Source organism: Bacilliculturomica massiliensis, assembly GCF_900605495.1.
Lineage (GTDB): Bacteria > Bacillota > Clostridia > Peptostreptococcales > Anaerovoracaceae > Bacilliculturomica > Bacilliculturomica massiliensis.
Genome location: NZ_LR027603.1, coordinates 1,302,230 through 1,325,650, shown reverse-complemented (window position 1 = coordinate 1,325,650; position 23,421 = coordinate 1,302,230). Strand labels below are relative to the sequence as shown.

General features: G+C 54.9%; 21 protein-coding genes. 18 read left to right on the top strand and 3 right to left on the bottom strand.

The window, feature by feature from the left end; translation table 11 throughout:
* The first annotated feature begins 185 nt into the window (after positions 1 to 185).
* From E0E37_RS15315 to E0E37_RS15300, 4 genes are all read left to right on the top strand, one after another.
* Positions 186 to 2,036: an NAD(P)-binding protein gene (locus E0E37_RS15315; protein ID WP_130863854.1), complete on the top strand. Its 1,851-nt coding sequence runs from the start codon at positions 186 to 188 to the stop codon at positions 2,034 to 2,036.
* Positions 2,030 to 3,763 (top strand): NADH-dependent [FeFe] hydrogenase, group A6, encoded by a 1,734-nt coding sequence (locus E0E37_RS15310; RefSeq protein WP_130863853.1) that lies wholly within the window; start codon positions 2,030 to 2,032, stop codon positions 3,761 to 3,763. Before E0E37_RS15315 ends, E0E37_RS15310 begins: the two co-directional genes overlap by 7 nt.
* 221 nt (positions 3,764 to 3,984) lie before the next feature.
* Positions 3,985 to 5,121, top strand: coding sequence for a signal peptide peptidase SppA (gene sppA / locus E0E37_RS15305; protein ID WP_246019753.1), 1,137 nt, complete (start codon positions 3,985 to 3,987; stop codon positions 5,119 to 5,121).
* 63 nt (positions 5,122 to 5,184) lie between these two features.
* Positions 5,185 to 6,666: an aminotransferase class I/II-fold pyridoxal phosphate-dependent enzyme gene (locus E0E37_RS15300; RefSeq protein WP_130863852.1), complete on the top strand. Its 1,482-nt coding sequence runs from the start codon at positions 5,185 to 5,187 to the stop codon at positions 6,664 to 6,666.
* Between the two features lie 137 nt (positions 6,667 to 6,803).
* On the opposite strand, the gene E0E37_RS15295 is transcribed toward E0E37_RS15300, so the two are convergent.
* Both E0E37_RS15295 and E0E37_RS15290 read right to left on the bottom strand, forming a co-directional pair.
* The gene (locus tag E0E37_RS15295; RefSeq protein ID WP_130863851.1) at positions 6,804 to 7,427 is read right to left on the bottom strand and encodes a corrinoid protein; all 624 of its coding nucleotides are present in this window, start codon (positions 7,425 to 7,427) and stop codon (positions 6,804 to 6,806) included.
* Positions 7,428 to 7,485: 58 nt separating this feature from the next.
* Positions 7,486 to 8,529 (bottom strand): ornithine cyclodeaminase family protein, encoded by a 1,044-nt coding sequence (locus tag E0E37_RS15290; RefSeq protein ID WP_130863850.1) that lies wholly within the window; start codon positions 8,527 to 8,529, stop codon positions 7,486 to 7,488.
* 465 nt (positions 8,530 to 8,994) lie between these two features.
* Between E0E37_RS15290 and E0E37_RS15285 the strand changes: the two genes are divergently transcribed.
* The 6 genes from E0E37_RS15285 (at position 8,995) to E0E37_RS15260 (ending at position 16,599) form a co-directional block, all read left to right on the top strand.
* The gene (locus tag E0E37_RS15285) at positions 8,995 to 10,446 is read left to right on the top strand and encodes a trimethylamine methyltransferase family protein (protein WP_130863849.1); all 1,452 of its coding nucleotides are present in this window, start codon (positions 8,995 to 8,997) and stop codon (positions 10,444 to 10,446) included.
* 154 nt (positions 10,447 to 10,600) lie between these two features.
* Positions 10,601 to 12,271 (top strand): BCCT family transporter, encoded by a 1,671-nt coding sequence (locus E0E37_RS15280; RefSeq protein WP_130863848.1) that lies wholly within the window; start codon positions 10,601 to 10,603, stop codon positions 12,269 to 12,271.
* A gap of 110 nt (positions 12,272 to 12,381) precedes the next feature.
* Positions 12,382 to 14,142, top strand: coding sequence for a sigma-54 interaction domain-containing protein (locus tag E0E37_RS15275; protein WP_130863847.1), 1,761 nt, complete (start codon positions 12,382 to 12,384; stop codon positions 14,140 to 14,142).
* Between the two features lie 73 nt (positions 14,143 to 14,215).
* Positions 14,216 to 15,115 (top strand): DMT family transporter, encoded by a 900-nt coding sequence (locus E0E37_RS15270; protein ID WP_130863846.1) that lies wholly within the window; start codon positions 14,216 to 14,218, stop codon positions 15,113 to 15,115.
* Positions 15,116 to 15,131: 16 nt separating this feature from the next.
* On the top strand, positions 15,132 to 15,731 hold the full coding sequence (locus tag E0E37_RS15265) for a hypothetical protein (RefSeq protein ID WP_130863845.1): 600 nt from the start codon (positions 15,132 to 15,134) through the stop codon (positions 15,729 to 15,731).
* A gap of 136 nt (positions 15,732 to 15,867) precedes the next feature.
* Positions 15,868 to 16,599: a vitamin B12 dependent-methionine synthase activation domain-containing protein gene (locus tag E0E37_RS15260; RefSeq protein WP_165445389.1), complete on the top strand. Its 732-nt coding sequence runs from the start codon at positions 15,868 to 15,870 to the stop codon at positions 16,597 to 16,599.
* 106 nt (positions 16,600 to 16,705) lie between these two features.
* Here the strand turns inward: E0E37_RS15260 and E0E37_RS15255 are convergent, their stop codons facing one another.
* Positions 16,706 to 17,581 carry a MerR family transcriptional regulator gene (locus tag E0E37_RS15255; protein ID WP_246019752.1) on the bottom strand — a complete coding sequence of 292 codons (876 nt, stop codon included), beginning with the start codon at positions 17,579 to 17,581 and terminating at the stop codon, positions 16,706 to 16,708.
* A 285-nt stretch (positions 17,582 to 17,866) separates the two neighbouring features.
* Here E0E37_RS15255 and ylxM point away from each other — a divergent pair, with 285 nt between their 5' ends.
* The 8 genes from ylxM to E0E37_RS15215 all read left to right on the top strand — a co-directional run bounded on the left by ylxM (position 17,867) and on the right by E0E37_RS15215 (position 23,414).
* A complete protein-coding gene (gene ylxM / locus E0E37_RS15250) occupies positions 17,867 to 18,223 on the top strand; it encodes a YlxM family DNA-binding protein (protein ID WP_130863843.1) in 357 nt (118 codons plus the stop codon).
* Positions 18,224 to 18,281: 58 nt separating this feature from the next.
* Complete coding sequence (gene ffh, locus E0E37_RS15245) at positions 18,282 to 19,616, top strand: signal recognition particle protein (RefSeq protein ID WP_130863842.1); 1,335 nt, start codon at positions 18,282 to 18,284, stop codon at positions 19,614 to 19,616.
* 72 nt (positions 19,617 to 19,688) lie between these two features.
* Positions 19,689 to 19,934, top strand: a complete 246-nt coding sequence (rpsP, locus tag E0E37_RS15240; RefSeq protein WP_130863841.1) for a 30S ribosomal protein S16 — start codon at positions 19,689 to 19,691, stop codon at positions 19,932 to 19,934.
* Between the two features lie 16 nt (positions 19,935 to 19,950).
* Entirely contained in the window at positions 19,951 to 20,181 is a 231-nt protein-coding gene (locus E0E37_RS15235) for a KH domain-containing protein (protein ID WP_130864504.1), read from the top strand.
* 165 nt (positions 20,182 to 20,346) lie between these two features.
* A complete protein-coding gene (rimM, locus tag E0E37_RS15230; RefSeq protein WP_165445388.1) occupies positions 20,347 to 20,844 on the top strand; it encodes a ribosome maturation factor RimM in 498 nt (165 codons plus the stop codon).
* A 42-nt stretch (positions 20,845 to 20,886) separates the two neighbouring features.
* The gene (gene trmD / locus E0E37_RS15225; protein ID WP_130863839.1) at positions 20,887 to 21,633 is read left to right on the top strand and encodes a tRNA (guanosine(37)-N1)-methyltransferase TrmD; all 747 of its coding nucleotides are present in this window, start codon (positions 20,887 to 20,889) and stop codon (positions 21,631 to 21,633) included.
* Between the two features lie 109 nt (positions 21,634 to 21,742).
* Positions 21,743 to 22,726, top strand: a complete 984-nt coding sequence (locus E0E37_RS15220; RefSeq protein WP_130863838.1) for an HlyD family efflux transporter periplasmic adaptor subunit — start codon at positions 21,743 to 21,745, stop codon at positions 22,724 to 22,726.
* Positions 22,710 to 23,414: a YggS family pyridoxal phosphate-dependent enzyme gene (locus E0E37_RS15215; RefSeq protein ID WP_130863837.1), complete on the top strand. Its 705-nt coding sequence runs from the start codon at positions 22,710 to 22,712 to the stop codon at positions 23,412 to 23,414. The genes E0E37_RS15220 and E0E37_RS15215 overlap by 17 nt, the downstream gene beginning before the upstream one ends.
* The last annotated feature ends 7 nt before the right edge of the window (positions 23,415 to 23,421 follow it).

The window sequence follows — 23,421 nt, the reverse complement described above, 5'->3', positions numbered from 1 at the left end:
GTACTATAGGAAATAGTACACCGTCAACTCAGAAAGAGAAAAAAGAAATAATTCCGAAATTGATTGAATAAACGAATAGTATTCCAAAATAATTAGATTGTTTTAAAAATTAACTTGAATATATACGGTGATCAGAGTAAAATAACAACCATGGGAAAATTTCTGAAAAGCCGGGAGGTATGTTTATGAGCAGACTTGACGTAAAAACCCGAGACACCGCGCAGATGGTGGTGGAGGGACTGTATAAAGATCTGGAGCGGCGGATCATCGCCAGCCCGCCGGGGCTCTGTCCGGTGGATATGGCTTCTTCCTTTCTGAAGATGTGCCACGCCCAGACCTGCGGAAAATGCGTGCCCTGCCGCGTGGGACTGGGGCAGCTTCATCATCTGATCGAGGATGTGCTGGATCTCAGCGAGGACGTATCGCTGGATATCATCCCTCTGATCGAGCGGACGGCGATGGCTATCCGCGATTCGGCTGACTGCGCTATCGGAACGGAAGCGGCCAACATGGTCCTGCGCGGACTGGCCGGCTTCCGTGAGGACTACATAGAACACGTGACGAACCACCGCTGCACGGAGAGCATCCAGAGGCTCAAGCAGCCGGTGCCCTGTGTGGCCCTCTGTCCGGCGGGGGTGGACGTGCCCGGCTATACGGCGCTGGTGCTGGAGGGACGCTGTGCCGACGCGGTGCGGCTGATCCGCATGGACAATCCTTTCCCCACGGTGTGCGCGCTGATCTGCGAGCATCCCTGCGAGGCCAGATGCCGAAGAAACCTCATCGACGCGCCGGTAAACATCCGCGGGCTGAAACGCTACGCTGTGGATCACTGCGGGAAAGTGCCCGTGCCCCGGCCCATGGATGAGACCGGGAAGAAAGTGGCTATCATCGGCGGAGGGCCCAGCGGCCTGACGGCGGCTTACTATCTGTCGCTGATGGGACACAGAGCCGTGGTCTTTGAAAAACGGTCTCACCTGGGAGGAATGCTGCGTTACGGAATTCCCAGCTATCGTCTTCCCAGAAAGAGACTTCAGGAGGATATCGACGCGATCCTGTCCGTGGGCGTAGAGGTGAAAAACGATTTCAATATCGGAGGCGAGAATTCCATACAGGATCTGAGGGATGAGTACGACGCCGTCTATATTTCCATCGGAGCACATACGCACAAAGAGATCGGCATTCCCAACGAATACGCCAGAGGGGTGATCTCCGCCGTTGAAATGCTGCGCAGTATCGGCGACGACACCATGCCGGACTTTCGCGGCAAGAACGTGGTGGTCATCGGAGGCGGAAACGTGGCCATGGACGTGGCCCGAACAGCCAAGCGGCTGGGAGCGGCCAAGGTGAGCATCGTTTACCGAAGGAGACGGGACGATATGACGGCTCTGCCCGAAGAGGTGGAGGGCGCCGTGGCCGAGGGATGCGAGCTGCAGACGCTGAAAGCGCCGGCGCGCATCGAATGTACGCCGGAAGGAGATGTAAAAAGCCTGTGGGTCAGACCTCAGATCGCGGGCACCACGGACAGGTCGGGGAGACCCAAGCCGGTGGATTCCACGGAGCCGGAGGAGAATTTCCCCTGCGAGATCATCATTTCAGCCATCGGTCAGGCTACCGACACGCAGGATTTTGAAAAGTACGGCATTCCCATCAATCGGGGAAGCATTGTGGCCAGCAGCTCCAGCGACGTGGCCAACATCCCCGGCGTCTTCGCAGGGGGAGACTGCGTCAGCGGTCCTTCCACAGTGATCAACGCTGTGGCGGCGGGCAAGGTGGCGGCCGCCAACATCGACACTTATCTGGGCTTCCATCACGCCATCGAGAAAGACGTGGAGATCCCCGCGCCGCGCTACAGCGACCATCTGCCCTGCGGCCGGGTCGAGCTGAAGGAGCGGCAGGCCGGAGAGCGCGGCGGCGATTTCGGAGAGATCGAGAAGGGTATGACGGAGGAGGAAGCCAGTCAGGAGGCTCTCCGCTGTCTGCGGTGCGATCACTTCGGACTGGGAGTATTTAAGGGAGGCAGAGTGGAGCAATGGTAAAACTGACGATCGACGGCCAGAAGGTGGCTGTAAAAGAAGGCACGACCATACTGGAGGCGGCCAAGGAAGCGGGGATCGACATTCCTCATCTCTGTTTTCTGAAGGGTATCAACGAGATCGGCGCCTGCCGGGTCTGCATCGTGGAACTGAAGGGGATGAACAAGCTGGTGACCGCCTGCAACAATATGGTGGAGTCCGGCATGGAGGTCTTCACAAACAGCGCGAAAGTGCGCTCTACCCGAAAAACCAACGTGGAACTGATCCTTTCCGACCATGACTGCAAGTGTGCGACCTGTATGCGAAGCGGCAACTGCAGTCTGCAGACCATCGCCAACGATCTGGGAATACTCAGCGTGCCTTATCGGCCCATAGCGGAAAAAAATCGCTGGGACAAGAGTTTTCCGCTGATCAGGGACGCTTCCAAATGCATCAAGTGCATGCGCTGCATCCAGATCTGCGACAAGGTACAGAACCTCAACGTCTGGAACGTATCCGGAAGCGGCTACCGGACCACTGTGGGCGTTTCGGAAAACCGGAAGATCGAGGATGCAAGCTGCTCTCTCTGCGGCCAGTGCATCACGCACTGCCCCGTGGGAGCGCTGCGGGAACGGGACGATACGGATAAAATGTTCGCCGCTCTGGCGGACCCGGACAAGATCACCGTGGTCCAGGTGGCTCCGGCGGTGCGGGCTGCCTGGGGGGAGGGGATCGGCCTGTTTAAGGAAGAGGCCACTATGGGGCGGCTGGTCAGCGCCCTGCGGCGCATGGGCTTCGACTACATATTCGACACCACGTACTCCGCCGACCTTACCATCATGGAAGAGGGAAGCGAGTTTCTGGAGCGTTTCAAAAATAAGAAACAATACAAGTGGCCCATGTTCACATCCTGCTGTCCTGGGTGGGTGAGGTTTGCGAAGACTCAGTATCCGGATATGCTGCCCAATCTGTCCACGGCCAAGTCGCCGCAGCAGATGTTCGGCGCCATGACGAAGACTTATATCGCGCAGACTCTGGGCATCGCGCCGGAGAAGATCTTCTCCGTGTCCATCATGCCCTGTCTGTCCAAGAAGTTTGAGGCCGGCGTGCCGGTCATGGCCAGCACGCAGTACGGACAGGACGTGGATCTGGTACTGACGACAAGAGAGATCGACCGCATGATCCGGGCCGATCACATCCGGGCGGAGGATCTGAAGGATGAACCCTTTGACGATACCTTCGGAACAGGAACGGGCGCGGGAGTCATCTTCGGCGCCACCGGAGGGGTCATGGAAGCCGCTCTGCGCAGCGCGTATTACCTGTTGACGAAAAAGAATCCCGATCCCGACAGCTTCCGACGAGTCAGAGGAATGGACGGATGGAAAGAAGCCTCCTTTGAGATAGAAGGCGTTCCCGTGCGCGTGGCCGTGGCCAGCGGTCTGGGCAACGCCAGGAAGCTGATGGATGCCATCCTGTCCGGCTCTGTTGCGTATGATTTTGTGGAGATCATGGCGTGTCCCGGCGGCTGCGCCGGGGGCGGCGGCCAGCCTATCCACGACGGAGAGGAGCGGGCGGAGGACCGCGGAACTGTACTCTACGGTCTGGACCGGTCGTCGGAGTGCAGGTTTTCCCACGAGAATCCAGCCGTGCGCAGGACTTATGAGGAATTTCTGAGCGAGCCTCTCTCAAAGCGGGCCCATTCTCTGCTTCACACCGACTTCACTCAGTGGACGCTGGAAAATGAGAGATAGGCGGGCCTGGTACGTTTAACATCGGGGGTCTCCCGGGCCAGGAGCGGCGAGCCTTCGCGCCAGTGGATCTGTAACGCTGGGGCGGAGGCTCGTTTTTGCTGGGCGGGGTCCGGCCGGGCCCAGAATTGTGTTGACAGCCTGCAGGAAAAAGTAGAAAATGAGAGAATAGAGGTAAATTGCCCGTTGGGGTGTATCGAAGAAAAGGGAAAGGGGCAGCGTTTATGGATGAATTTAAGGACGGTCAGGGTATGGGGGAACGGCCTGAACCGAACGCCGGACAGGACGTGGCGGATAGCCGTCAGGACAACCGGAGGACCGTTTTCATGGAGGAGACGCGGAAACGGCCGGCCGCGCAGGGAATGACCGGAATGCAGCAGGGAATACCGCCTAAAAAGAAGTCGGGCCTGAAGATATTTTTGATCATATTGGGGCTCTGCCTGCTTCTGGCGGTCATTTCTCTGGTCAGCTGCGACGGCGGCGACGATTACGGCTACAGCGCCGACGGCCCCTACATCGGGACCCTTTATGTGGAGGGGACGATCCAGTCCGGCAATGTGGATTCTTTCGGGCTGGCCTACGGTTATCAGCATCAGTGGACGCTGAGCCAGATCGACTACATGATGTACGATACTGACAACAGGGGATTGATCATCTTTGTGGATTCCCCGGGCGGGACGGTATATGACAGCGACGAACTGTATATGAAGATCAAAGAATATCAGAAGGTAACGGGCAATCCCGTTTACGCTTACATGGGTTCCATGGCGGCTTCGGGAGGGTATTATATTTCCGCGCCGGCGGACAGGATCTATGCCAACCGCAACGCCTGGACGGGTTCCATCGGCGTTACCATCGGCACAGTCTACGATTTTTCCGGTTTTCTGGAGCGCTTCGGCATCAGGACGGAGACGATCACGTCCGGCGTCAACAAGGCAATGGGCAGTTCTGTAGATCCCATGACCGATCAGCAGCGGGCGATCTGGCAGTCGCTGGTGGACGAAGCCTACGAACAGTTTGCCGGTATTGTGGCTGAGGGACGAAATATGCCCATCGAGCGGGTCAGGGAGATCGCGGACGGACGGATCTACAGTGCGAATCAGGCGCTGGAACTGGGATTGGTGGACGCTGTGGGCACGTTCGATCAGGCGGCGAAGGATATGAAAATGCGGTATAAGCTGAGAGACTGCGAAGTGGTGGACATCGTATACCAGAATAACTCTTTCTGGAGCAGCATCCTCAGCGGCATCGCCCATGCGGGACAGATGCAGGGCAGTTCGGAGGCCGCGGCGGTCCTGTCTCTCATCAAACCGGAAAATCAGATGCCGGTCAGCTACATGTGCCAGTGGCTGAACAACTGAACTGCCGCCGGTCTCTATGTATCGTTGCGGCAGTAAAGGCAGAAGCGGGAGGTATGGCCGGGGATGAAAGACGGGAAATATTTACAGGAAAAGATGCCTCTGCTGGAGGCCATCGAAGAATACAACCGGATCAGGCCGGCTTATTTCTGCATACCGGGACACAGGTATGAGAAAGGGATCAACGGGAGATGGCGGGAGCTGGTGGGCGACGCTATCTTTCGTTTCGATCTGACGGAGACGCCGCTGACAGACGATCTGCACAGCGCGGAAGGTGCGATCCGGGAGGCGGAGAGCCTGGCGGCCCGGTTATTCGGAGCCGACGAAACACATTTTCTGGTCAACGGAACTACCTGCGGAAATCAGATCATGGTACTGACCGCAGCTTTTGAAGGGCAGAAGATCGCCGTGCCGCGAAACGCCCATAAATCCATGCTGATGGGGCTGATCATGGGAGGGGCCAGACCGGTGTATTTCATGCCGGAGCTGCTGCCGGGCAGCGGGCTGCACGGCGGCATTACGCCGGCAGCGGTGGAGGCCATGTTTCGGGAAAATCCGGATTGTCGGGCGGTGATCGCGGTGAGTCCTACTTATTATGGACTGTGCAGCGACCTCCGTGAGATCGGGCGGATCTGTCACGACAGAGGGGCTCTTCTGCTGGTGGACGAGGCCCACGGCGCTCACTGCTATTTCTCCGATCTGCTTCCGGCGGGGGCGCTGGCTCAGGGAGCGGATATGTGCTCGCAGAGCATCCACAAGGTGGCGGGATCTCTGACTCAGAGCTCCATGCTCCACGTGAGGGGAGACCGGGTGGATCGGGACCGGATGAGAGCCAATCTCCATCTCGTACAGAGCACCAGTCCATCCTATCTTCTTATGACCTCTCTGGACGCGGCCAGACAGGATCTGGCTCTCTCCGGAGCGGCCATGGCGGAAAAGGCGGTCTCGCTGGCGGAGTATGCCAGGGAGGAGATCCGGAAAATACCCGGAATGAGCTGCATGGGCAGAGAGGTAGTGGGACAGGCGGGAGTGAGCGGCTTCGACTCCTCGCGGCTGACCTTCGGCGCGTGGGAGCTGGGTCTTACGGGGTTTGATCTGAAGCAGCTGCTGTGGGAGCAGGGCGGATGCGATACGGAGCTGGCGGACTATAAAAACGTGCTGGCTATCTTTACCTTTGCAAACGACAGGGAAGATGCGGACAGACTGGTGGGGGCTCTGCGGCGGATCGCAGCGGACTGCGCAGGCAGAAGGGAGACGGCCGGACGCGCCGGAGAGAAGGAACAGATCCCGCCGCTGCCGTCTCAGCCGGAGTATGTGCTTTCTCCCAGGGAGGCGTATTTCTCGGAAAAGAAACGCGTGAGCTGGAGCGCGGCGGAAGGACTGGTGGCCGGTGAAATGATCGCGCCCTATCCGCCGGGCATACCCGTGATCTATCCCGGGGAACGGATCAGCCCGGAGGTATGGGCGTTCATCGAGACCTACAGGAGGGGAGGCCGGCATTTCCACGGACCCTCCGACCTCTCCCTTGAGACGGTGCTGGTCATCTGAAGAATGAAAGCGCAGCATTAAAATAGAAAAAGCTGAAAGGGCAGAAACCAGAGAGACCCCGCGGAATATTCCGCGGGGTCTCTCTGGTGGAATTTACATTAGAGTGACAAAATGGCTCGTTGAGTTTTTGAAGAGCGCTAACCGGCCAGGATCTTCGCTCTGTCGGCGGCGGCGGCCGCATCGGCAGTATAGACCGCTCCGATCTTCTCCGCATAGGCCGGGGTGACAGGAGCGCCGCCGATCATGTATTTCGCGCTGATTCCGGCTTCCTGACAGGCCTTGATGATCTCGTCCATGTAAGCCATGGTAGTCGTCAGCATGGCGGACATGGCGACGATATCGGCGTTATGCTCCTTGGCAGCCTTCACGAAATCCTCCTTCTTTGTATCGGTCCCCAGGTTGATGACTTTAAAGCCGGAGCTCTCCATCATCATGACCACCAGGTTTTTGCCGATGTCGTGCAGGTCGCCTTTGACTGTGCCGATGACCACGGTGCCCTGGGACGCTATGTCGCCTTCGCCCAGCAGTGGTTTTACGATGTCCATGCCGGCGTACATCGCCTTCGCCGACATCAAAACTTCGGGTACGAACATATCGCCGTTTGCAAATTGTTCGCTGACCACATCCATACCGGCCAGAAGGCCGGAATTGATGATTTCCAGAGGAGACGCGTTATTTGCCAGCGCAGCGTTTACTTCGCTGACGACGCCGGCCTCATTACCGTTGACTACATGCTCGCTAAGAATTGCGTAATTACTCATAATTTTTCCCTCTCTTTTTTAAACGTCAAATTCCCGGAATACTATGTAACGTTTACGGCTATAACTTCAGTTTCTGTCCGACGCCTTTCTCGATGGCGGCGTCAAAGATCGCTTTTGCCATGGTGACGTCGCAGACGGACATGCCGATATTGCTGCAGACGATCAGTTCGTCCTTTGAAGTGCGGCCTTCCTTGAGACCCGCCAGGATCTCTCCGGTCTGGCAATATACTTCAGGAAGTCCTTTGTCGGCGGGGAAGTAGCCCATCTGTGCAAAGAGTTCATGCTCATCCACGCTGTCCACGATGTATTTGTCCGCCCGATACTGTGTCTTAAGGTCGAAGAAGGTGTTCATATCACAGGGGACGATGGTCTGACCCGCGGAGATCCACTCATCCTTAACCGCGCACAGCGGCTCCTTCAGAATGATGGTAGCGGAACTCATGACCTCGCATTTTTCAGCGATCTCCTGAGGCGACGCGGCTTTTATGATCTCTACATCGATCTCCGGCTGAACGGTTTTGATGAGATTGTCGGCGGCCGCTTCCACTACGTCATATACGTAGATCTTTTTCAGATGCTTTAAGGTCTTCGGTACGAAGCGAACGTGCTCCATACCCTGGACGCCGCAGCCGAACATGCCGAAGTTCTCCGCGTCTGGATGGAGAGCGGCGGCGGCGAGAACGGTGACCGCAGGAGTCCGCATAGCTGTCAGCCAGGTACAATCCATAACGGCCACAGGAACACCGCTGAGAACGTCGTTCAGAATAAGCAGTCCTGTAGTCTGAGGAAGATCGTACTTTTTCGGATTGTTGGGAAAACATTCGATCCACTTACACCCGAGGGCCCGCTGCTCCGGCACGTAGGCAGGCATCGCGTGGAAGAACACTTCTGTCCAGGGATGGATCCCTATCTTCGCGGGCATCTCGTACTCTTTTTTGCCGTGGGATATCAGCGTATTTTTTGTGATATTCAGGGCGTCGTCCCGGGTAATGCCGATGTTCTCACATTCTTCACGGGTGATGTACAGGATCTCCTTTCCCACGTTCAGCTTTTCAGCGAAATGTTCTCTGTCTTTTTCAAAATAAGCGTGATCATAATTCATATATTTTTCCTCCCGATTTCCATACTGACAATACCGCGTTGGATCTAAGGTTTATGCTTGCCACTAAGATAAAGCAATTCCCATGCCAGAACGCAGCTGTGAGACAAAAGTATTTTCCCTTCATTTAATAGGATGAAATGCCGCCGTTTTTCCAGATGATCGGCGGGCGCGTCTCGATGGGAGCACTGTACAAAAAGACAAAAAGTGTAGGAAAAATAAAAATATCAGACATTTTTTACACCGTCCTGCTGCGGCGCGGCTTGCAGCGATCTTCTGGTGAAAGACCGGTGAAGACCTGGCGTGTAAGACAGGAACGCCCAGTTTTGAGGAATCCGCGCCTTCATCGATATTCAGAATCCTAAGGTTCGTCAGAATGGCATGAAAATTGCGATAAATTCGGAGTAAAGGTTTATGCGGTTCATTGGCGTCAGTCGCAGAGTGAAGTAGAATGAAAAGGAGAGTACGATGGATAATTTGAGTAATTACACCAGCAGACAGCAGTTGGGAATCGAAGTGTTTAATGACGCACAGTGTGCGATGATTCATCAGGCCATTCTTGAGGTCCTGAAAGAAGTGGGCGTGGATGTCTACAACGACAAGGCCCTGGAGATTTTGAAAAAGGGCGGAGCCTTTGTTGACGGCAGACGGGTCCGTTTCCCCGCGGCTATGGTGGAAAAAGCGCTGAAGTCGGCGCCGTCCCAGGTGACGCTGTATTCTCAGGATATGGAGAGCAAGATGATCCTGGGAGGAAAGCGCTTCTATTACGGCCCGGGCCCCACCGTCATCAATACCATGGATCCCTACACCGGCGAGAGAAAAATTCCTTCCTATGACGACACCTGCCGGGCGGTAAAAGTGATGGACGCGCTGCCCAATATCGATTATCTGATGGATTTCGGCACGATCGACGGCGTGGAGACTCAGGTACTTGACGTTTACTGCTTCAAAGCCATGATGGAGAATTCGCCGAAGCCCATCCTCCACTGGGCGTACAACCGCGAAAACGTAGAAGCCATGATAGCCATGGGCGTAAAGGTGAGAGGAAGTCTGGAGGAACTGCAGAAACTGCCGTTCTTCTCCCTGTACTCTGAACCGATCACTCCGCTGGTCCACGAGAACGAAGGCCTTGACGTCATGATGACCATGGCGGAGCACGGTCTGCCTGCAGTCTACACCTCGGCGGCGCAGGCCGGCATGACGGCCCCGGTCACCCTGGCGGGCACCATGGTCGTGGAGCTGGCCGAATCCCTGTCGGGACTGGTGGTAAACCAGCTGATCAGAGAGGGCGCGCCTTACATCATGGGCGGCGTCTGTACCTGCGTGGATATGGCGACCATGCAGATCACATACGGTTCTCCTGAGTTCAACCTGCTGCAGGGCGGTCTGAGCAAAATGTCGCAGTACTATAATCTGCCGGTATTCACTACCGCAGGCTGTTCCGATTCCAAGTGTCTGGATCAGCAGCACGGGATCGACATGGCTACCAGCGTTTTGATGTCGGCGCTCTACGGCGGAAATCTGATCCATGACGTGGGATACATGGAATCCGGCCTGCTGACGTCGCTGGAGGCCCTGGTGGTGGCCGACGAGCTGATCGGTCAGACCAAGCGGATCATCCGCGGCATCGAGGTGACGGAAGAATCTCTGGCCGTGGACGTGATCAAGAGCGTGGGACCGGGAGGCAATTTCCTGGCCGAGCGTCAGACGTTTGAAAAGTTCAAGACGGAGTGGTGGCTGCCCAAACTGTTCAGCCGCAGCGTTTACACGAATTGGGAAGCCAGCGGCAAGCCGGAACTGAAGGATCTGGCCAGCGCCAAGGTCAAAAAGATCCTGGAGACCCACGAACCCAAGAAGCTGGCCGACGATGTGGTCCGGGAATGCGACAATATTTTGAAGGACCTGATCGCAAAATACTGAGACGCCGCAGACGCCGAAGGTGACCACGGTACTATCGGTATACAATGACATCTTCACTTTCAATCAGGAAGGCGGTAGCCTTCCTGATTGATCCATTCTGGTTTTCATTTCTAACAGGCAGAACCCGTATCATTGTAGGAAAGTGAGGAAAGAAATGAACAAACAGCAGCCGACATTATCCAATACAAATAAAGGTTTCTTCGATATCGTCAATAAGTGGGTGCTTTTCCCCTCGGGGATCGTGCTGGTGATCTTCGTAGCGATCGGCGCGATACTCCCACAGAAATTTGCAGCCGGTGCCAACGCCGCGCTGAATTTCGTAACGAAATACTTCAGCTGGTTTATCACACCGCTTGCCTTTTTCACCGTTATCTTCTGTCTATGGGCGGCGTTCAGCAAGTACGGAAAGATCCGTCTGGGAGGACCTGACGCCAAGCCGAAGATGAAAACGGCCGTGTGGTTCGCCATTACCCTGACTTCAGGCATTGCGGTGGGGATCAATTATTACGGCGTGTACGAGCCAGTGTGGCTGGCGCACAATCCCGCGCCGTTTCTCCATTATGAAGCCATGTCGCCGGAAGCGATCCTGTCATCCATGGATTATACGCTTCTGCACTGGGCGCTTCATCCTTATGCGATCTATACCGCCGTGGGCGTGTGTCTGGTATTTCTGATCTACAACAGCAAGAAAAAGTATCGCATCGCGTCGTCGCTGTATCCGCTGCTGGGAGAAAAGACCTATGGCTGGATCGGCAATCTGGTGGACTCTCTTTCGATCTTCGTCATCATCGGCGGAATCGCCACGTCTCTGGGCTTTGCAACGCTGCAGATCGCCCAGGGGCTGGATATCATCGTGGGCTTCCCCAGCAACGCGGTCAACTGGCTGATCATCGTGGCGATCATGACGGCATTTTATACGATCTCCAGCATAACCGGCCTGCACAAAGGAATAACCTACGTCAGCAACCTGAATACCGCGCTTTATTTCTTCGTTCTGATCTTTTCCTTCCTGGCCATCGATCCCTTTAACGTTCTGGAGTTCACGGTCACCAACATAGGGAGGTACGCTCAGAATTTCGTCAATCTGTCTCTGTTCCTCGATCCCATCGAGAAGACGGGGTGGATCGGTCTGAACAATGTGTTTTTCAATACGTGGTTCTTTGTCTTCGCCCCGCTGTGCGGCCTGTTCTTCGTAAAGCTGGCTTACGGACGGACCATCAGAGAGTTTGTCATGGTCAACCTGATCGCGCCGTCCATTTTCATCTTTGCATGGTTCGGAATCTTCGGAAACGGCAGCATCATTCTGGAAATGCTGGGAAGATCCACGATCTATCAGGATATCGTCGACGTGGGCTCGGCCATGGCGCTGTACTCCTTCTTTGAACAGCTGCCGTTCAGTGCGATCATGAAGATCATCGCGCTGGTCATCGTCATTCTGTCATTCGTGACTCTGGCGGAGTCCATGACGATGTCCATCGCGGCCATGTCCCTGAAAGAATTTGAAGATGAGACGGGCGAGGCAAAGCCTCCGCGGATCGTCAGCATATTCTGGGGCGTGATGATGGCCCTTGCCGCCTACATACTCCTGATCACAGGAGGAGAGGACGCGACCTCGGCGCTGCAGACCTCCTGCATCGTCTGCGGACTTCCCATCGGCATCGTGTGCTGTTTCCAGATGGCGGCGCATTTCAAAGCCATGAAGCATCTGGATATATACGACCTGTACAGCGGGGGCGATCTCTCTGTCTACGACAGGAAGCCCGATCAGATCAAGGCGGTGGAAGGCTCTGAGGCGGATCAGGCTCCTCTCAAAGCCGCCGAGTAGGAAAAATTTGCGGCTGTCAAGTCTTGTGTCCGCAGCGATCGTTGCCTATCATAGGAATATACCCTCCCCTGAGGAAGCGCGCAGCGTGCCGGGGGAGGGCAAACGTAGAAATGAACATGGTATTTGGGAAGGAGCAGCGAATGAGCGACAACGAGATGGTATACAGACTGATAAGACAGCTGGTCGATTTTATTGATCTTCGGCACAAGGGCCTGATCCTGCTGGATGAAAAGGACCGGCTCATGGAAGCGAACTCCCGGGTCCTGGAGATCTTTGACCTGGATCCCCAGGGGAATGTGGCGGAGCAGCTGCGGGAAGTATTTGCGCAGTACGGCGTCACCGAGGACACGGAGTTTTTTTACGACGTCCACAATCATCAGATCAACGTAAAATATCAGAAGCTCGATGCGGAAGGGGGGCCGGTGCTGAAAGCGTGGATCTTTGAGGTGCTGGGCATGGAGACCATGCGCAAAAAAATCCTGGAGAACGTGGTGCAGTACTGTCAGGACGGCATTCACGCGGTGGATCAGAACGGAAATCTCATCATCTATAACGACGCTCAGGGCAAGATCGATCACTACGAGCCGAAGGCTGTGATCGGACGGCATACGAAGGATGTCTATTCACTGGATGAAAACTCCAGCCTGCTGCTTCGCGTGCTGAAGACCAGAGAACCCATCGAAAATGTGCGCCAGGTATATTATACGAGAAAGGGGACGCTGGTGGACTGCGTCACCTCCGTGGTGCCGCTTTTCTATCACGGCAAAATATTCGGATCCTTCGCCATCGTACGCGACTACAACGCGGTGCTCCACCTGCTGAAGGAGGATTATGGAAGCGGAGGCAAAGCGCGCAGGCTGGCGGCGGATCCAAACTATGAGAAGAAAAACGCCAGATATACATTCGCGGATATCATTTATGTGAATCCGGATATGGAAAAGTGTATTCAGACGGCGAAAATGGCGGCGCAGAATGATTCTAATATTCTGATCATCGGCGAGACGGGAACAGGAAAGGAGATGTTTGCTCAGAGCATCCACAATTTCAGTTCCCGCAGAGAGAAGCCGTTCCTGGCCATCAACTGTGCCGCGATCCCTGAAACGCTGCTGGAAAGCCTTCTGTTCGGAACGACTAAGGGGTCTTTTACGGGAGCCATGGATAAGGCCGGGCTCTTCGAGGAGGCCGACGGGGGAACCGTTTTTCTCGATGAGATCAATTCCATGTCCATTCTCCTCCAGTCCAAGCTGCTGCGCGTACTGGAAGAGCGCATGGTGACCCGTATCGGTTCGAATCACACCATTCGCATCGATATCCGCATCATATCGTCCTGTAATGAAAATCCGGTGTACGCGGTGAGAGAAAACCGCATTCGTCAGGATCTGTTTTATCGTCTGGCCGTCCATTACATTGTGATCCCGTCTCTGAGAATGCGCAGGGACGACATACCGGTACTGGCGGAGTACTACATCGCCCGCTACAACGAAAAGATGGGGAAGAACGTCAGAGCTCTGGACGCGGACGTGGTCAGGCTTTTCGTAGAGTCGGACTGGCCGGGTAATGTGAGACAGCTGAGCCATGTGCTTGAGGCGGCGATGAATATGGTGGGGCGCGATGAAGACTGCGTCGCACAGCGCCACCTTCCGGAATATTTCTTCCACACCGGTGAGGAGAGCGGGGACGTGGAGTCTGACCGGATCATAAACCAGGAGGAGAGCGGAGGACCGGGTCTGCTGGAGCAGATCAGGGAAGAGGAAAAAGACAAGATTGTCGGCGCGCTGAAGCGAAACGGCGGGAACGTGGCCAGGACGGCGCGGGAACTTGGAATGTCCCGGCAGAAGCTCTACTACCGCATTAAGATCTACGGTCTGTGAAGCCGTACCTGCTTCTGCGCATCTGTGAGCGGCCGCCCTCCCACCGCCCAGTCAGGGCCGGAGGAATGAGAACATGAATGAGAAAACAAAGGGGATCGCGCTGGCTGTGACCGGAGCTTCGGCCTATGGGCTTCAGTCTCTTTTTACACGTCTGGCAATGATCCATGAGATGAACAGCAATACGCTGCTGGTGTATCGTTTCATTTTCGTACTGGTCATCATGGGAGGATATCTGGCGGCGGTCAGAAAACTCCGCGCTCCCTCAAGGCGTCAGCTCTTGGCTTTGCTTTTATTCGGGGCGGGAGGCTACGGAGTGGCCATCTTTCTTCTGACGGAGTCCTACCGGTTTCTGCCCACGGGACAGGCTACCATGATCCACTGTGTGTATCCGGTGATCGTCGTATTTTATATGATCGTATTTTTCAGAGAAAAACTCACGGGAAGGAAGGCGGCCGCGCTGCTGCTGACCTGTGCCAGCATCCTGTTTCTTATGGATGTGCCCGATTCAGCGAAACTGGACCCCTTCGGCGCCGTCATCGCGTTTCTGTCCGGCGCAGCCTTCGCGGTCTATATGGTCAGCGTAGACCGCAGCAGCATGCGTGAGCTGGACGCCTGTAATCTGATGGTATATCTGTCGGTGGTGATCGTGGCGGTGTTCGGCGTGCAGGGGACGGCGTCCGGTCAATTCAAGCTGTATTCTCTGCCGTGGCAGGCATACGGGTATGTGTTCGTCATCGCGCTGCTGTCCATCGTGGGCATCGGTTTCATGACTCTGGCGATCCGCATGATCGGACCGTCCTACGCGGCCATGCTGAGCATCTTTGAGCCGGTGACGGCGATGCTCTGCAGTCTTTTTATTCTGAGAGAAGGGATAACGGTGCTTGGGCTGACGGGAAGCGCGCTGATGATCGCGGTGCTGCTGATCATCGCCGCAGACCGGACGAAGGAGGAACAGGAAGAAGCAGAAGGATGACAGAGGGGTGAAGCGGATGGACCGAAAAATATTCAGCAAAATAGAGATCGGCTATGATCCGGCAAAACTTTCGGCGGAGAGCGGCATTCTGGAAGGAACAAAGGAGTACGGCGAGCTGATGATGGCCCTGGCCCTGGCAGAAAGATGCGTCAGGCCGCGGGCTGTGATCCGCAGATGCTCCATTGCAGAAAAGGACTGCGGTCTGCTGGTGGCCGGCAAGTCTCCGGAGAGCGGTGAACTGACTGAAATGCTGCGGCCGCTGACGCGCTGCGGAGAGATCGTTCTCGGCATCATTACCGCCGGCGATGAAATTGATTATGTGGGCGCCATCACGTCGGAGAAGATATTCTGGACGCTGAAATCCGCCACGCTGCGGGGAGCGGAGAACGCGATCTGTGATTTTCTGCGCAGAGAATGGAATTATCTCCATCCCCGGTGGCTCAGACCCGGCATACCGGACAAAATTCCGGTCAGAGAAAATCGCTTTTTATTCAGGACCATCGGCAATGTATTTGACGACATCGGCGTGGAGTTGTCGGACAGTGGATTCATGAGCCCTGAATTTACCGTCTCAGTCATCTTTTTTGACGGGGGGACCGACGCGAAGCAGAATTGAGGTGCTGCTACTGACACATGCTGATACGTGCTGACACGCGGGAAAACGGTAAGAGACGGCGGCGGCGTCCGCGAAAGTCTGGGCGGGACCGCCGGGCGATCCGATGATGTGGGTCAAGGGTGAAAAGGAGGGAAAGATGGCGATCATACAGAGAAAGATCATTGAGATATCCATGGAGGAATTAACGGATGTGGACCGGGCGTTTGCCAGGCACGCTCAGGTGAACATGGATAAACTGCCGAAAGCCTATGCAGGGCTGGTAGAAAAGACCAGGGAAGCGTGTATGAAGGCGGTGAAGCCTGCGGGAGTGGTCCGTTCCGTAAAAATCAGAGAGATAAGGGAGGAGAGCATCCTTCTGGAGGGTGACGGCGGCAGGACAGAAGAGGTCAGGAGCACGTTTATTACCGAGCTCATGCGGGACTGTTTCGAGGCGGTGTGGTTCGCCGCCACGCTGAACGGATTCAGAGAGCTGCTGGAAGCCAGCGGCGATCTGATGGAGCAGTTTTTCCTGGAAGCGTGGGGCAGCGCCTTTGCTTCCAGAGCGGCTGCGTTCACGTCAGACTACGCGCGGGAGCTTCTGAATAAAGAAGGGCTCTGTTTTACTTCAGCGTGGGAGCCGGGCCAGCATGGATTCGATATCCACAATCAGCAGACCGCTTTCGAACTTCTTCGGCCTGAAGAGATCGGACTGACGCTGACGGAGAGCATGCTGATGATTCCGGCCAAGTCGGTCACCGGTCTGTTCGGCATTGCGGAGAAGGAGCAGCGGGAGATGATACCGTGCGATTACTGTGAACTGCGGGCTGCCTGCCCGTCGGCGTACGATTCCGGCGCCGGGGGCGGCTTCCGCTGCGGCGGGGACGCGTAGCGCTGGCCGCGATCACAGCTTATTTTGCCGGCGGTCCACTCTTAATATTAAAAAGAGCAGACCGGGCCTGGCATGTTGCCCTGCGGGCCCGGTCTGCTCTTTCACGTTAATTTAGATCCATCAGAAAGGTCTTCAGAGCAAGACTGAGAAACTGAGCCGCTCCGTCTCCGTACTTCCTGTCCACAGCCTGGATCATGGCGGCGTTTGTCTCATAAAGACCGGCCATGGACGACCAGTAGCCTTTACCGCTTTGGCTCCCTTCATCCCACTGGCCGCCTGCGGAGATCAACTCCCGCACGAGGGCCTGGACCTGGGGAGACGCGGCGTCTCTGCTCAGATCAGCGGTCAGTTTTTTGGTGATCGCATCTGTCTGTTCCGTGAGTTCGCCTGCTTTTTCCGGGGAGATAGCCGGACCCTTGATCAGGAAATCCAGTAAGCTGTCTTCCATGGCCTTCGTGAAATGCGCAGGATCGCCATAGTGTCTGACTGCCATTTCAGCGATCTCGTCCTCATGGGACTTCAATTCTGCTATCATTTCATCATAGCGTTCCAGGCTTCCGAACCGCTCTGTTACCGCGGATGTGTGCTCCATCTTGAATTCAGCCAGAATGCGGAAATAGTCGCTCATATCAAATTCTTTAAAATCCATACATTTTTCTCCTTTTATCAGTTTTTCCAGCAGCCTCAGCAGCGAGTCCAGGCGATCTCGTTTCATACGGATCAGCTCGCGCTGTTTTTCAAAGGCAGCTGTTTTATCAAATTCCGGATCATCCATGATCGCCCGGATCTCTTTCAGCGTAAAATCCAGTTCCTTGAAGAACAGGATCTGCTGCAGTTCTTCCAGCGCGTTCTCATCATACATCCGATAGCCGGCGCCGGTGATCTGCGTTGGCTTAAATAAGCCGATCTCATCATAAAACTGAAGAGTCCGCACACTGACGCCTGTCAGTAAAGAGACTTGTTTTACAGTCATCATATTCATTCACCATCCTTCCCAATTTCCTCCGATCGTCTGCAACGCTGTGCATCTGTGAACTTTCATCTTCTGCAGCAGGCTGTGCCGGCCGGCGACTGCCGGAGGACCTTGTCTTCGAGTTCTACTCTAAACTATCACGATGGGTGAGAGTCAACCTTTTTATACGTTTTTTTTCTGAAAAGATTATGATGTACTGCGGTCCGGAAAACAACACGGCTGTTAAGCAAAAAAACTTGACAGCCCTATCTGAGTGTGTTAATCTAATACCTGTGTGAAAGAAGGAGAGGGAAAATGGTAGACAAGATCGCGGAGATCAGCATGCTGTACGATTTTTACGGTCAGCTGCTTCCGCAGAAACAGAAAGCCTTTTTTCAACTGTATCACGAGGAAAATTACTCTCTGTCCGAAATTGCGGAGGAGTTTGAGATCAGCCGGCAGGGCGTCCACGACGGTGTGAAGAAAGCGGAAAAAACGCTTTTCGATCTGGAGGAAAAGCTGGGACTGGTGAAGAAATTTACTGAGACGGCGGCGGCGCTGAAAAAGATCGACGGCATCATCGACGGGCTGATCGAAGAATATAGAGAAGATCCGGCGCTGACAGAACGTCTGGCGGAGGTCAGAAGGACCATCGACCGGCTGGGGGATTAGCGGCGCGGCCGCGGGAACGCAGGGACGGTCAGATACGAAGATATGGGAGAAGGATCATATGGCATTTGAAGGACTTTCGGAAAAGTTACAGGGTGTCTTTAAAAAGCTGAAGGGCAAGGGCGTACTCACGGAGGCCGACATCAACGAGGCCATGCGCGAAGTCAAGCTGGCCCTTTTGGAAGCGGACGTCAACTTCAAGGTCGTCAAGGAATTTGTGGCGGACGTGAAGGAGAAGTCTCTGGGACAGGACGTGCTGGAGAGCCTGACACCGGCGCAGCAGGTCATCAAGATCGTAAACGACGAGCTGGTCGCCCTCATGGGCGGCACCAACAGCCGTCTGACTTATTCGCCGAAAGGCTTTACCGTCCTGCTGATGGTAGGTCTGCAGGGCACCGGCAAAACCACCACCTGCGGAAAGCTGGCGGCGTATCTGAAAAAGAACGGGAAAAAGCCCATGATGGCGGCCTGCGATATTTACCGGCCGGCGGCGATCGACCAGCTGGAGATCGTGGGAAGATCCGTGGACGTGCCCGTCTTTACCATGCGCGACTGCAGGCAGGCGGACGTCATCGCGGAAGCGGCCATGAAAGAGGCGGAGTACAAAGGCCACGACGTGCTCATCGTAGACACGGCCGGCCGTCTGCACATAGATGAAGAACTCATGGAAGAGCTGGTCCGGATCAAGCAGCGGATCAAGCCCCACGAGATCCTGCTGGTGGTGGACGCCATGACCGGTCAGGACGCTGTCAACGCGGCGCAGAGTTTCAACGACACGCTGGGGATCGACGGCATCGTTATGACGAAGCTGGACGGCGACTCCAGAGGAGGAGCGGCGCTTTCCGTAAAATCAGTCACAGGCAAGCCCATTAAATTCATCGGTATGGGCGAAAAGCTGGACGCGCTGGAACCGTTCCACCCGGAGCGGATGGCGTCGAGGATCCTGGGCATGGGGGACATGATGACCCTCATCGAGAAGGCGCAGGAGAATTTCGACGAACAGAAAGCCGCCGAGCTGGAAAAGAAGATGAAGAAGAACGAATTCACTCTGGAAGATTTTCTGGAGCAGTTCGGTCAGATCAGAAACATGGGAGGATTGGGAAAGATCCTGGATATGCTGCCCGGTATGGGGGGCAAGGTCAGCGACACGGAACTGGATCAGGGCGAGAAGGAATTCAAGTCCATGGAGGCCATCATCCAGTCCATGACCAGACAGGAAAGAAAAGATCCTTCCGTTCTCAACGCCAGCAGGCGCAGGCGCATTGCCGCCGGAGCCGGGGTGACGGTGAATAAAGTGAACAATCTCATCAAACGCTATGAAGAAGCCAAAAAGATGATGAAGCAGTTTACCGGCGGCCCAAAGCACAAAAGAAAACGCATGTTCCGCGGATTTTAAAAAACACACGGCCATAATTCCTGCCGGAAGGCGGATTGGTATACAGAAAACAGGATAAAGGAGGTGTAACGTATGGCAGTTAAAATCAGATTGAAGAGAATGGGTGCACACAAAAAACCTTTTTACAGAGTTGTTGTTGCTGATTCCCGTGCTCCCAGAGACGGCAAGTTCATCGAAGAGATCGGTTACTATAACCCGCTGGTAGACCCCGCAGAGATCAAGATCGACGATGAGAAAGCAAAGAAATGGCTCGGAACCGGCGCACAGCCCACCGACACGGTGAAGGATCTTCTGAAGAAATCCGGCATCTTGGAGTAAGAAAGCGGTGAAAGAAATGGTAGAACTGGTAGAAGCGATTGCAAAATCACTTGTCGACAAGCCGGATGAAGTCCATGTCACAGAAGTGGAAAAGAATCAGGCGATTGTCATCGAGCTTAGGGTTGCCCCTGATGATATGGGTAAGGTGATCGGCAAACAGGGAAGAATCGCAAAAGCGCTTCGTACTGTTGTAAAGGCCGCAGCAACAAAAGCGAATAAGAAGGTAGTCGTGGAAATCGTGCAGTAACCGCTGCGCGGCCGTGACGCCAACCGACACAAGCGGCACATATATGAAAGTATATGTGCCTTACTGCTATTATGAAGGGATCGTCCGCCGGAGACGCGTCGGACCGGCTGCAGAAAGGACCGTCAAGCTGCGGCGGCGCGAGAGCCGCCGGATATGGGAGAAAAGATGGAACGAATCAAAATCGGGCAGATAACAAACGCCGTGGGCATCAAGGGAGAGCTGAGAGTATACCCCTATGTAAGCGATCCGCGGCGCTTTTCAGAGATAGAAGAACTTTACGTGGAAATGGAGCGGCGGACTGTGACCGGCGTTCGCTTTATGAAAAATATGGTGGTGCTGCGCCTTGCAGGCGTGGATACGCGAAATGACGCGGAAGCCATGAAAGGCAAGGATCTGTTTCTCGACAGAGAAGAGATGTGGGAGATGGAGGACGACAGCTATCTGATCGGCGACCTGATCGGCACGGCGGTATTTTCGGAGGACGGAGAGGCCGTGGGCCGTCTGGTGAACGTGGTCCAGAACAGCAGCCAGGATCTCTACGAGATCCAGCAGGAGTCGGGGAAACGGTTTCTGCTTCCGGCGGTGAAGGAATTTATTCTGGATGTGAATACGGCGGAAAAGCGCATGACAGTAAAGCTGATCGAAGGTCTGACCGAGATCTGATGGACGCCGCCTGCAAAGACGTGGAGAACGGGAGGAACGACGATGAGGATCGATGTACTGACGCTGTTTCCCAATATGTTCCGTCCGGTGACGGAGGAGAGCATTCTGGGCCGGGCTGCGGAAAACGGTATACTGGATATCCGCCTGACCAACATCAGGGACTACACGCTGGACAAACACAATAAGACAGACGATTATCCTTTCGGAGGCGGCGCGGGCATGGTAATGTACGCGGAACCGATCTTTCGCAGCCTGGAGGCTGTCGGCGCGGAGGGAAAGCGTGTGCTGTATATGTCGCCCAGAGGCAAAATGCTGGATCAGCAGATGATAGAAGAATTGTCCCGGGAGGATTCGCTGGTGATCCTGTGCGGCCATTACGAGGGAGTGGACCAGCGGGCGCTGGATCACTGGAATATGGAGGAGGTCTCCATCGGAGACTATGTGCTGACGGGAGGCGAACTTCCGGCCATGGTGCTCATCGACGCCGTGGCCCGGCTGATCCCCGAGGTACTGGGAAACAGTCTGGCACATCTCGAGGAGTCGGTGTATTCCGGCCTGCTGGAATACCCTCAGTATACAAAGCCCCGGGAGTTTCGGGGCATGGAAGTGCCGGAGATCCTGCTGTCAGGACATCACAGGATGATCCATCTGTGGCAGCTGGAGCAGTCCATGCGTCTGACAAAGGAACGGAGACCGGACCTGTGGCAGACCTATCTGGACAGCGCTGAAACACTGGATAAAGAAGAAAAAAAAGTATTGGCCCGCGTTCTGAGCGGGGAAGACGAATAAGGAAGAAATTTGTCTGACGCGGAAAGGGGCAAGCCCTTGAATAAAACTGTTATATCGTGTATAATATTTGGGTAAATTGCACAAGAAAAGAAATCTTTCAGGGGGAAGCATGGGGGAGGAGAAGAAAAAAAAGAGAAAACACTTAAAGACGTGGACCTTTTTCTATTTTGCGGCTCTTGTCCTGCTCTATCTTGTGATCTACGCCTATCCCAAAGTGACGGGAGCGCTGACCCCGACGATGATCGTGTCCTACGACGAACTGAAGGTGTGGGATCAGGTCATCTGCTGGTTTGTCCGCAGCGAGACCGTAGTCAGCGCGGAAAAGGGCGGCGCAGTTAATTACTACATACCGGAAGGCACCATGACACGCAAGGGCACCAAGGTACTGGACGTGAATCCGGCCAGCGGCGGGGCCATCAAGGCTTATCCCTGTGCGGAAAACGGCGTGGTCAGCTATTATATAGACGGATACGAAGGGTATTTTACGCCGGAGATCATGAGCAAGCTGACTGAGGAGGACGTAAAGCAGAGGGATAAAAATCCGGAAAACACCATGCGGCAGTCGGCGCTGGCCGGTGAACCGCTGTACAAGCTGGTGGACAATTCCGTCTGGTATGCAGTCTACTGGGTGGACCAGTCCGGCATTGCCAAGTATAAAAAAGACAGCTCTGTGACGCTGGAGCTGCCCATGGGTTCGGTGCAGGGCACCATCAGCGATATTGTGAACAACGGTGATAAATGGCTGATCATCCTGAAATTCAACAAATATTATGAAGACATGCCCAAGGTCCGGTCGGTGGAAGCCACTGTGATCACCGAGGATTACAAGGGGCTTCTGATCCCCAACGAGAGCATGATAACGGTGGACGGCGTCCTGGGAGTCTACGTCAAGACCATCAGCGGAGAATACAAATTCCTTCCGGTGAACGTCATCACCACCGACGGCGAGAATTCTCTGGTAAGCGATACCTATTTCTACCGCAAGCTGGAGGATGGGAAGACGAAAAAAGAAGATACCATAGGCATCTATGATGAGATACTGAAAAACGGGAAGAGTTTTAAAGGAGGTCAGGAAGATGGGAAAGATTCGTGATAACATCGCGGCGATCAACGCGGAAAAGGAACGGATCGCAGAGAGCTGCGGCAGACGGGGCGAAGACGTTTTGCTGGTGGCCGTGACAAAGACCAGAACGCCGGAAGAGATCAATGAAGCCATCGAGGCGGGCATTACCGACATCGGAGAGAACAAAGTCCAGGAAGTAGTGGACAAGTTTGACAGCGTCAAACCGGTGCGCTGGCATCTCATCGGACATCTGCAGACCAACAAAGTCAAATACATCATCGACAAAGTAGCAATGATCCATTCGGTGGATTCTCTCCATCTGGCCCAGGAGATCAACAAGCGTGCATCCGGTCACGGCCTGACCATGGATATCCTGATCCAGATCAATGCGGCTCAGGAGGAGAGCAAGTTCGGCATTTCCACGGAGGAGACGGATCAGCTGATCCGGGATGTGCTGGAGACCTGTCCCAACGTACGCATACGGGGTCTCATGCATATCGCGCCCTATGCGGAAAATCCGGAGGACGTGCGGATCTATTTCCGCCAGGTGAAAGAGCTCTACGATAAGTTTGCGCAGATCTCCCACGAAAGGCTGGATTTTAAATATCTGTCCATGGGGATGTCCCACGATTTCGGCGTGGCGATCGAAGAGGGCTCCAATCTGATCAGGGTGGGCACCTCCATATTTGGCGAGCGGGATTACAGCAAAAAACAATAATTGCGAA